This window comes from Ciceribacter azotifigens, from assembly GCF_048159625.1.
In the GTDB taxonomy this organism is placed as follows: domain Bacteria; phylum Pseudomonadota; class Alphaproteobacteria; order Rhizobiales; family Rhizobiaceae; genus Allorhizobium; species Allorhizobium azotifigens.
Genome location: NZ_JBLQTA010000065.1, coordinates 1 through 1332, shown reverse-complemented (window position 1 = coordinate 1332; position 1332 = coordinate 1). Strand labels below are relative to the sequence as shown.

Sequence of the window (1332 nt, the reverse complement as noted above, 5' to 3'; positions counted from 1 at the left end):
CGAAGAGGGTCGGCTGGATCGAAAGCAGGTAGAAGCGCGCCATGTTGCGTTCGGGGTCGATACGGCGCAGTTCGGTGGAGCAGGTGCGATGGTCGGTCATGTCGGAACTGTCGCGAAATCGATTCGCGCCGTCCAACGACTTTGTTGAATCTCTTCGGGCCGACCGATTCATTTTGTTTATGAATGGCTTGGCCGTTAAGGCTCATCGGTGGCGGCATTCTGTCGGCTGAGTGGCGGCAGGCACGTTCTTGCCGAGGGGGTGGGCGGCGAGCCTGCCGACCACCTGGTGGATGAGCGTCATCGCATTCGCATGGACCCACTCGCAGGCCCCTGTCGGAGCCACCTTCTCACGGACCCTCACCCAGGCTTCCGCATCGCAGCTGGTGAAAAGTCGCGCGATCGCAGGGAGGATATCGGCGAGCGCATTCCGCGATTCTTCCGAGATGGGCGCCCGAACCGTCGGCCGCCGCAAGGCCAAAGTGCACGAGTGCAACGTGCCGTGCTTGTTGTGGGATGACATGTTCCGTCTATTCGGATGAGGCCTTCTTCTCGTCGAGAGCGGCTAAATCGTCCTTCAGCCGCACAGGTAAGTCCATCCGTTCATGGAGGATACTCATCACACCCAGGTCGCCGTTGTCCAACATACGGAAGAACACGTAATGATGTCCGTACCGGCTGAAAAATGCCTCCTGCTTGACGTCGGCGGGAACCGCGAGCCGCTGCGGCAACTTGCGCCATGTCGCGTGATATCATCACACAGTCGTCTCAGATGGGAGTGTAAGCCTGTGATACAGGCTGCCGGTTGCTTCTCGCCCCATTTCTCGACGGTATCCTGCCAGATTTTGCCTAAGCGACGTCCGCACGGGGCTAGAACCTGAAGCCTGCCATGACTAGCGGCGCTGATTACGACGGATCACATCCTCGGCTGTGACCGTGACAAACTCACTGTCGTCAGCGCGCATGGCGGGAGCAAGGTCCTTCTGCAAGGTCTCCCAGGCCTCCTCACGGCTTTGCAGATCGCGGCGGATCAAGGCGCGAATATACTCGCTGGCACTTTCGTAGAGACCGTCCTCGCCAATCTGCTGCTGTATATGAGCCTGCAACTGGCAGCCGACCTTCACAGGGATGCTCGATGACGCCACCGGGAGTGTCCTTTCGTTCCGCATTAATGTGGAAAGCGTAGCATATGTCGTCAATATTCATCACTAGGTACGCCGGACAAGTGGCCGAATTTGGGTCCGTTCCGATCTCGCAAGGCGGCTCTCGCCCCCACCCTAAATCAAGCTCTTGCACCCCACCGGAAGCGGGTCGACATAGCCGCGGCGGCGTTTG

At 59.2% G+C, this 1332-nt stretch carries 1 protein-coding gene; it reads right to left on the bottom strand.

Annotated elements, in window-relative coordinates; genetic code table 11:
• Window positions 1-890: 890 nt before the first annotated feature.
• Entirely contained in the window at window positions 891-1142 is a 252-nt protein-coding gene (locus ACM6UT_RS23300; RefSeq protein ID WP_416799646.1) for a ribbon-helix-helix domain-containing protein, read from the bottom strand.
• Between the last annotated feature and the right edge of the window lie 190 nt (window positions 1143-1332).